Origin of the sequence: Herbaspirillum lusitanum P6-12 (genome assembly GCF_000256565.1) — a bacterium.
Classification (GTDB): Bacteria; Pseudomonadota; Gammaproteobacteria; order Burkholderiales; family Burkholderiaceae_D; genus Herbaspirillum; species Herbaspirillum lusitanum.
The window spans coordinates 1-8,424 of the sequence record NZ_AJHH01000649.1 but is presented as its reverse complement, the minus strand read 5'-3'; the positions used below and the strand labels follow the sequence as shown (position 1 = coordinate 8,424).

Annotated in this window: 7 protein-coding genes and 1 pseudogene; 6 read left to right on the top strand and 2 right to left on the bottom strand. The window is 59.5% G+C overall.

The features are described from left to right. The first annotated feature begins 310 nt into the window (after positions 1–310). Both HLUSI_RS0121390 and HLUSI_RS0121385 read left to right on the top strand, forming a co-directional pair. Complete coding sequence (locus HLUSI_RS0121390) at positions 311–1,012, top strand: hypothetical protein (RefSeq protein WP_016835895.1); 702 nt, start codon at positions 311–313, stop codon at positions 1,010–1,012. Between the two features lie 255 nt (positions 1,013–1,267). Beyond that, positions 1,268–2,599, top strand: coding sequence for a hemolysin family protein (locus HLUSI_RS0121385; RefSeq protein ID WP_016835894.1), 1,332 nt, complete (start codon positions 1,268–1,270; stop codon positions 2,597–2,599). A gap of 109 nt (positions 2,600–2,708) precedes the next feature. On the opposite strand, the gene HLUSI_RS0121380 is transcribed toward HLUSI_RS0121385, so the two are convergent. Both HLUSI_RS0121380 and HLUSI_RS0121375 read right to left on the bottom strand, forming a co-directional pair. Further along, a complete protein-coding gene (locus HLUSI_RS0121380) occupies positions 2,709–3,479 on the bottom strand; it encodes a 3-hydroxybutyrate dehydrogenase (RefSeq protein ID WP_016835893.1) in 771 nt (256 codons plus the stop codon). Between the two features lie 49 nt (positions 3,480–3,528). Next, positions 3,529–4,269 carry an acetoacetate decarboxylase gene (locus HLUSI_RS0121375; protein WP_016835892.1) on the bottom strand — a complete coding sequence of 247 codons (741 nt, stop codon included), beginning with the start codon at positions 4,267–4,269 and terminating at the stop codon, positions 3,529–3,531. A 233-nt stretch (positions 4,270–4,502) separates the two neighbouring features. Here HLUSI_RS0121375 and HLUSI_RS29970 point away from each other — a divergent pair. From HLUSI_RS29970 to HLUSI_RS0121355, 4 genes and pseudogenes are all read left to right on the top strand, one after another. Next, positions 4,503–5,254 (top strand): annotated as a pseudogene (locus tag HLUSI_RS29970) (GNAT family N-acetyltransferase). Beyond that, entirely contained in the window at positions 5,251–6,111 is an 861-nt protein-coding gene (locus tag HLUSI_RS0121365; protein WP_016835890.1) for a UDP-2,3-diacylglucosamine diphosphatase, read from the top strand. The pseudogene HLUSI_RS29970 and the gene HLUSI_RS0121365 overlap by 4 nt, the downstream one beginning before the upstream one ends. Further along, on the top strand, positions 6,093–7,139 hold the full coding sequence (locus tag HLUSI_RS0121360; protein WP_016835889.1) for a glycosyltransferase family 4 protein: 1,047 nt from the start codon (positions 6,093–6,095) through the stop codon (positions 7,137–7,139). The genes HLUSI_RS0121365 and HLUSI_RS0121360 overlap by 19 nt, the downstream gene beginning before the upstream one ends. A gap of 626 nt (positions 7,140–7,765) precedes the next feature. Beyond that, positions 7,766–8,424, top strand: a 659-nt coding sequence (locus tag HLUSI_RS0121355) for an MCP four helix bundle domain-containing protein (RefSeq protein ID WP_016835888.1), incomplete at its 3' end; no start/stop codon positions are given.

Here is an 8,424-nt window from a genome sequence, read left to right as displayed (position 1 = left end):
CGTTCCTAGGAGCCCCGCGCCAGCCAGCGCCCGGCGCGTCCGCGCAAGCGCTGAAGCGTCAACGTATTGCGTGTGTCATCTCAGACAGTTGTACCTGTCGAAGGTAAACGATAAGCAGTCGCAACACAGCATGTTGCGACTGTAGTTTTTTATCTGGTAATTCCATCTTCTTTACGCTTCTTCCGTATTTACTGCTCCTTCAGCCGTTTTCCGATTGCTTGTCCTGAAGGCATGGTGCTAGCATCAGGCCCGACGCAAGCCACCGCTGCCTGCGTCAGAATTCGAAGACGGGACCTCTATGAAAAAACACATGATGATCGCAACCGTAGCCGTCCACGGATTGCTGGGAATGCAGTCGGCGTTCGCCGCCGGCGCAATGAATGTCGACGACGCACAAGTCCTCGGCGCCAACAAATGCCAGCTGGAAGCCTGGGGGAAATTCAACCGCGACGGCACCGAGCGCTGGCTCAATCCGTCGTGCAACCTGACCGGCAACCTGGAAGTGTCGTGGGGCAATTCCTGGCAACGCGACGGCGCCGGCATGTACCTGGCCAACAGCCAGTTGCAGGGCAAGACCGTGTTCCGCGAAATGTCGCCCGACAGCTACGGCGTCGGCATGCTGGCCGGCGTGGTGCGCCAAACCGACAGCGGCGACGATGGCCGCCAACGTTCGTGGAATGTCTATTCCAAGCTGCTGACCTCGTTTTCCTTCAAAGACGACGCGGTGCTGTTGCACACCAATCTGGGGGCGATCCGCAAAGGCAAGGAACAGACCACGCGTCTGACCTGGGGACTGGGCAACGAGACGAAGCTGGCGGACCGGCTCTCGTTCATCGGCGAAGTGTTCGGCGAGAACAAGGGCAAGCCGTCCTACCAGGCCGGCGTGCGGGCAACGCTGGTGCCGGAGCATGTCGAACTCGACCTGACTTACGGCAATACCTTCGGTGCTGACACGCGCGGCCGCTATGTCGTGCTGGGACTGCGCTTCATCACACCTGAGCTGAAACGCTGAGGCGCTTTTCCTTTGCCGGATTGACATGGTTTTCCGACCAGAGGCTTGGTCGTACGCCGTCTCGTGGTAAATTACGTCTTGTGCTTGCAGCAACATGCAAGAGCAGCTAACAAAACCTTCGCAGTTTTTCCGCTCGCGATTTCTTCATTGCGCATCCCGCGGCCCGGCCCGTCGGACTTCGCGCTGTTTTGTTAGCTGCTCTTCGGCAGGCGTATTTTCTCTCGCATTTTCTCCACTACTCAATAGGTACCCTCGTTGGAAAACATCTTGCTGATCGTCGCGGCCCTCTTTCTGGTCGCGCTGAACGGTTTTTTCGTCGCAGCAGAATTCGGTCTGGTCAAACTGCGCCAGACCCGCATCAGAGCCATCGTCAAGACGCAGGGTTTGCGCGGACGCATACTGGCGACTGTCCACAATCAACTCGACGCTTACCTGTCGGCCTGCCAGCTCGGCATCACGCTGGCGTCGCTGGGCCTCGGCTGGATCGGCGAACCGGCTTTTGCCAGCTTGCTCGAACCCCTGTTCGCCTTGCTCGGCGTGAGCTCGCCGGAGCTGATCCACGGCGTGTCTTTCGTGTTCGCCTTCGTGATCATTTCCTTCCTGCATATCGTGGTCGGCGAGCTGGCGCCGAAGTCGATGGCGATCCGCAACCCGGAGCGCATCGGCCTGTGGTGTGCGATGCCGCTGTACGGTTTCTACTGGACGATGTATCCCGCGATCTGGCTGCTCAACCTGAGCGCCAACTGGGTGCTGCGGATTACCGGCCTGGGCGGCGTGCATGGGCATGATTCGCACTATTCCTCGGACGAGCTCAAGCTGATCCTGCGCTCCGGCGGCAAGACCGGCAAGTTCACGCCGCAGGAGTGGAGCGTGCTGGCGCAGTCGCTCGACTTCGGCGACCTCAAGGTGATGGACCTGATGCGTCCGGCCAACGAGATTGTCGCGCTGAGCGCCGCCAATACGCATGATGAAAACATGCAGATCATTTACCGCAACCGTTTCAGCCGCTATCCGTATTTCGACGCCGAGCAGCAGGAGGTGCTGGGGTTGCTGCATCTGAAGGACGTCTTCATCGCGCAGCAGGACGGCAAGGCCATCGTCGATCTGCGCCAATACCTGCGTCCGGTGCAATACATTTCACCGAGCCTGTCGGCGCAGGAACTGCTGCGCCGTTTCCGCACCGGTTCGCCGCACTTCGCGATCATCGGCCGCAAGGGGCAGGTGCCGCTGGGTTTCGTCACGCTGGACAATCTGCTGAGCGTGCTGGTGGGCGAGATCCGCGATGAGTTTCGTCATACCTCCAACGAGTGGACGCGGCAGGACGACGGGACTTTGCTGGGCAAGGGCAGTCTGCCCATCGTGACGCTGGAGCACATGCTGGGCATCGATCTTGAGTATGACGAGACGGTGGATTCGGTTGGCGGCCTGGTGATGGAGAAGCTGGGCGAGGTGCCGAAGGAAGGGCAGAAGGTCGAGTTTCATGCTTTTGACATCGTGGTCAAGAAGATGAAGGGGCCGAAGATTTTGTTGGTCAAGGTTTATCCGAAGATGCAGGATGGGGAGTGGGTAGGGGAGATGGAGGGATAGGTTTTTTCTCTCCGTGTTTTGTTCCGACTTCGTGTGTGTTGTTGCTCGAAGAAAGAACAGCATCAGCAACGAATAAACAGAGTCGGGACACCAAACAAAAAGCCGCCAATCAAGGCGGCCTCTTCATCCAACGGCCGCCGGTAAGCGCATTGGTGGGAAACGCCGCGAGGAACACCGCCGTCTGCGCCACATCCGCAGTCGTGGTGAATTCACCGTCAACGGTGTCCTTCAACATCACCTTCTTGATCACGTCTTCTTCGCTGATGTTCAGTTCCCTGGCTTGCTCGGGAATCTGCTTCTCCACCAGCGGCGTGCGCACGAAGCCCGGGCAGATCACGTTCGAGCGGATCTTGTCTTTCGCGCCTTCCTTGGCGACCACCTTGGCCAGGCCGATCAGGCCGTGCTTGGCGGTGACGTACGGCGCCTTCAGCGGCGACGCTTCGTGCGAGTGCACCGAACCCATGTAGATGATCGAGCCGCCTTTGCCGGCCTTGATCATCGCGCGCATCGCGGCACGTGTGGTCAGGTAGGCGCCGTCGAGGTGGATCGCCAGCATCTTGCGCCAGTTTTCCAGCGTGCTGTCGACGATCGGGGCGATGATCTGGATGCCGGCGTTGCTGATCAGGATGTCGAGCGTGCCATAGGCGGCCACGGCGTCGGCGATGCCCTTGTCGACTTGCGCCTCGTCCACCACGTTCATGGCGACGGCCATTGCGGTGCCGCCGCTCTTGTTGATTTCTTCGGCGGCGGCCTTGGCGGCGTCGAGCGCCAGATCGGCGATGACGACCTTGGCGCCGGCCTTGGCGTATTCGATGGCGATTTCTTTGCCGATACCGCTGGCTGCGCCCGTGATCAGAGCGACTTTATCTTTGAGTACCATGACATTCCCTTTTATTAAGCAAGATATTGAGCAAAAATATTGAACAAAACTATTTAGCAAGATAATCGTAAGCGACCGTGCCCAGCGGCAAAGTCAGGTCAGACAAAATGTGCACCGCCGAGATGACTTCCAGCACCGGCAGGTCGGCGATCGGCGCCAGTGCATGCGAATGCAGGTCCAGCGCGCCGGGACCGGTCCAGGCGCCCTTGATGGTGATGTCGGACAGACTGTACTGTACCAGTTCGCAGATGCGCGGTGTGCCGTCGACGTGGGGAATGATTTTCAGCAGGAAACTGGGCGACCCCAGCGTCTTCGCCACCGCCTCGTGGTCGAGCGCGCGATGCTTGAATCCCATGGTGCCGGTGGCGATGCGGAAGTCGCTGTAATCGAGCGTGCCGACCAGCGTGTCGGTGTGCACGCGCAGCTCGGGCGTGCCGAGTTTTTTCGGAAAGCCCCACAGCTCGCGTCCGCCCGCAATCGGCGGATGGTCGTTGAGGTACATGCTGTGCACGTAGCCGCCGGCGACGCCGTTGAGCGTGACAGGAATCACCTGTCCCGACTCGCAATAGTGGCCGAAGCCGGTCGAGTCCGGCATGTTGATGAATTCGAACCTGACGATCGGTTCGACGAACTGCAGCGGCGCCGGAATGATTTTCTTGAGTGCTTCCGGATCGGTGCGGTAGGTGATGATCAGGAATTCGCGATCGACGAAGCGATAGGGACCAGGCGGGAAAGCCGGGTTGTGGATGGGCATGGCGAAAGCATTGCGACGGATTTCGTCTTCAGTCATGGCGTCTTTCTGTATGGGGAGGGGAGGAAACGAACGGTAATGCACTCCAGCTTGTTCGAGGGAAGGCATCGCATTAAGTTCACGTCTTTACCGCCCATTGTCGGTCCGCAAACCTTGCCGGAGGCTGACAGCGTGCCGCTGTTGCTATCCGGCCATGCCGTGCCCGTGTGTCATTGGCCTGAAATAATCGACAGTTACGCTCTGCATCGTTGTCAACTGAAAAAGGACGATGCATGAGACTGCTCACCACCCCGGCAGATGCTAACCCCAGTTCTTCCAAACTGTCACTGAGTCTGGCCACCACGCCGGAAGAAGTCCGCGAAGTACAGCGTTTGCGCTACAAGGTTTTCATTGAAACCATGAACCTGTCGGCGCTGGCCAATGCAGAAGGTCTCGACAAGGACGAATTCGACGACTACTGCGACCACCTGATCGTACGCGACAACAAGACCCTGAGCGTGGTCGGCACCTACCGCGTGATGAGTCCCCACGCCGCACGCCGCATGGGCAAGTTCTACTCGGAGCAGGAATTCGACCTGAGCCGCCTCGACAATATCCGCAACGTCATCTGCGAAGCCGGCCGTGCCTGCATCCATCCGGACTACCGCAGCGGCGCCGTCATCATGTTGCTGTGGGCCGGCATCGCCGACTTCATGCGCCGCGAGCGTTGCGACTACCTGATGGGTTGCGCCAGCGTCAGCCTGGCCGACGGGCGCTGTATCACGCCTTCCGCGAAAACAACATGGCGCCGCAAGAGTACAGCGTCACGCCGCACACCGCCTTCCCGATCGAAGAACGCGAAGCCGGCCACCAGCCGCAAGTGCCGCCGCTGTTGCGCGGCTACCTGCGCAGCGGCGCATGGGTTTGCGGCGAACCGGCCTGGGATCCTGATTTCCACTCCGCCGATTTCTTCCTGCTGCTGCCCCTGGCCAAGCTGGATGGCCGCTACGCCCGCCACTACCTGAAAGAATCGAGAGCCGCATGAGATCACGCGATCAATTTCTGGATGCCAACGGTATAGACGCCACTCTGGGAACGAAACGCGATCCTCTCCATTTTCGCACCATCTGGATCTCGGACGTGCATCTCGGCACGCCGGGATGCCAGGCGCAACGGTTGCTTGAATTCCTGCGCGCCACCGAGTCCGAGACGCTCTATCTGGTCGGCGATATCATCGACGGCTGGCAGCTCAAGCGTCGCTGGTACTGGGAACAAAGCCACAACAACGTGGTGCAGACGGTGCTCAAGAAAGCCAAGAAGGGCACCAATGTCATTTTTGTGCCGGGCAACCACGACGAAGTCATCCGCCAGTTCATCGACCTCGATTTCGGCGGCATCAAGATCCGCGACGAACTGGTGCACACCACCGCCAACGGCAAGCGCATGCTGGTCATTCACGGCGACCGTTTCGACGGCGTCATCGCCTGCGCCAAGTGGCTGGCCTATGTCGGCGACAACCTGTACACCATGATCCTCAAGTTCAACCAGTGGTTCAACAGCTGGCGCGCGCGTGCCGGATTGCCCTACTGGTCGCTGTCGCAGTACCTCAAGGGCAAGGTCAAGAACGCGGTCAACTACATCACCTCGTTCGAAGATGCGCTGGCTGCCGAAGCCTCCAAGAAGGGCCTCGACGGCGTCATCTGCGGACACATCCACAAACCGGAAATCCGCGACATCAACGGCATCAAGTACTGCAACGACGGCGACTGGGTGGAAAGCCTGTCGGCCCTGGTGGAAGACGAAGCCGGCGAACTGCGCCTGGTGACCTGGGGCGAAATCATGCAACTGAAGAAGAGTTCCAAACTGGCCGGAGTAGAAGATTTATGCGCATTGCCATCGTAAGCGACGCGGGCGAACCGCAAGTCAATGGCGTAGTCAACACCCTGCGGGCAACGCAACAATGCCTGCGCAACAAAGGCAACGAGGTACTGATGCTGGCGCCGCGCGATTTCCGCACGTTCGCCTGCCCGACTTACCCAGAAATACGGCTGGCCTACAAGCCGTATGCCAAGATCGCCGCCGCGCTGGATGCGTTCAAGCCGGACTGCATCCACATCTCCACCGAAGGCCCGATGGGTCTTGCGGCGCGTCGTTACTGCCTCAAGCACAAACTCGATTTCACCACCGCCTATCACACGCGCTTCCCGGAATACCTGAGCGCCCGCAAGCTGTTGCCGAAGGCGCTGACCTATCGGTTGATGCGCTGGTTCCACGGTCCGTCCAAAGCGATCATGGTGCCGACGCCGAAGATGAAGGAATCGCTGGAAAAGAACGGCTTCCGCAACGTCGCCTTGTGGGGGCGCGGCGTCGACACCGAACATTTCAAGCCGGCGACGGAAGACCACGCCTGCATCGCCCGACCGCTTTTTTTGTACGTTGGCCGCGTCGCCGTCGAAAAGAATATCGAAGCTTTCCTCAAGCTCGACTTGCCCGGTTCTAAATGGGTGATCGGCGACGGGCCGCAGCGCGAAGAACTCGAGCAGCGTTATCCGCAGGTGCGCTTCCTCGGCGCCAAGGGGCATGATGAATTGCCGGCGTATTACAACTGCGCCGACGTGTTCGTGTTCCCCAGCCGCACCGACACCTTCGGGCTGGTGCTGGCCGAAGCCATGGCCTGCGGCGTACCGGTTGCGGCGTATCCGGTCGAAGGACCGATCGACGTCGTGGCCGACGGCTTTTCCGGCACCTTGAACGAAGAGCTCGACGTCGCCTGCATGGATGCCTTGCAGTTGTCGCGCGACGACGTGCGCGCGCATGCGCTGACGTATTCCTGGGATGCCGCCACTCAGCAATTCCTGCAGCATCTGCACTATGCCCGGAGCGCCGCTCCGATGGAATTGGGCAGTGCCGTGCTGCACGATTCCCGTTGAGCATGCACTGATCTCAGGTTCCTGCCGGCCCCGTTCGCGGGCCGGTGTCGGCAACGAGTGGGGAGAGTGTGAATGGAGCGGTTTTGAACCTGGGTGCAAGCGCTGCATGTTGTGTTGATCCAGGAAAAACGAACGAGCCCGCCCGATCCGTCGTGCGGGCTTTTTTCATGCGTTTTTTCAGCTCGCGTGCGCTGCTTTCGTGCGTCCGGATTGCGTTTAAGGCAACTATGCGATAAAGGTATAGTTACATGCGCACAAAGCATTAGCCTTGTTTTCGGCGCTTATCTAAGATGCGGCACAAGCATCAAAAGGACTATGAAACGCCGGAACAGACCACGCGCGCAGACGCGGCATTCACGGCGATACGGAGCAGCCGAGGCAGGGAGAACCCGCCTTGGCGCACCGCGTTTTCCCGAACAATAAATATTGCTGTACGCCAAGAAAAATCGGGGCGAAACCCGTACAATTAAAAGATATTCAGGCAGGCATGAATCCTGCTGAAGAAACAAGGTAGACCGTCCGCCGGTGAGCCCGGGTCCGATCTGCCGGCAGCAACAAGCGATGTCACTATCCGGCGGTTTGCATCTTCAGGGACGGCAGTTTTTTATCAGGGGAAGTTGAGCGTTATGATTTCAAATATCAAAATTGGTGCACGTCTTGCACTGGGATTCTGTCTGGTCTTGCTCTGCGCAGCGGCGATCCTGCTCAACGGCCTGTGGCGCATGACCCAGATGGAAAGCAGCAGCGCCTACATCATCGATCAGAAGGTCGCCAGCATGACCGCGGCGATGAGCATGCGCGAATCCGGCAGCGCCCTGGCGCTGGCCTTGCGCAAGGTGGTCACGCCTACCGATGCCGCCGAAGGCCAGCAGGAAAACCAGCGCCTCGCCAAGATCCTGCAAGCCTATGCGGGCTATGAAGGCCAGCTCACCAAACTGACTTCCACCGACAAGGGCAAGGCATTGCTGACGGCTTCCGCCGCCGAACGCAAGGTGCTGTTCCCGATCGTCGAAAAGATCCGTGAAATGGTCGGCGCCGGCAATTACTTCGACGCCGCGCAACTCCTCAAGAGCGATTTCCTGCCGTCCTACGACAAGTGGATGGCCAGCGTGGCCGCACTCGCCGCGTATCAGCAGGAAGACATGTCGGCAGCCTATGTCGAATTCCAGAACAGCTATCACAGCGGCCGGATCGGCATGATCGTGATCGGACTGGTGACGCTGCTGCTGGGCGCCTTCTTCACCTGGTCGATCACCCGCACCATCACCGCGCCGCTGCTGCCGCG

Bases quoted from the DNA above. Each gene is read 5' to 3' on its own strand.
- HLUSI_RS0121365 (WP_016835890.1), top strand. From the start codon at position 5,251: ATGAGATCACGCGATCAATTTCTGGATGCCAACGGTATAGACGCCACT.
- HLUSI_RS0121390 (WP_016835895.1), top strand. From the start codon at position 311: ATGATGATCGCAACCGTAGCCGTCCACGGATTGCTGGGAATGCAGTCG.
- HLUSI_RS0121375 (WP_016835892.1), bottom strand. From the start codon at position 4,269: ATGACTGAAGACGAAATCCGTCGCAATGCTTTCGCCATGCCCATCCAC.
- HLUSI_RS0121360 (WP_016835889.1), top strand. From the start codon at position 6,093: ATGCGCATTGCCATCGTAAGCGACGCGGGCGAACCGCAAGTCAATGGC.
- HLUSI_RS0121380 (WP_016835893.1), bottom strand. From the start codon at position 3,479: ATGGTACTCAAAGATAAAGTCGCTCTGATCACGGGCGCAGCCAGCGGT.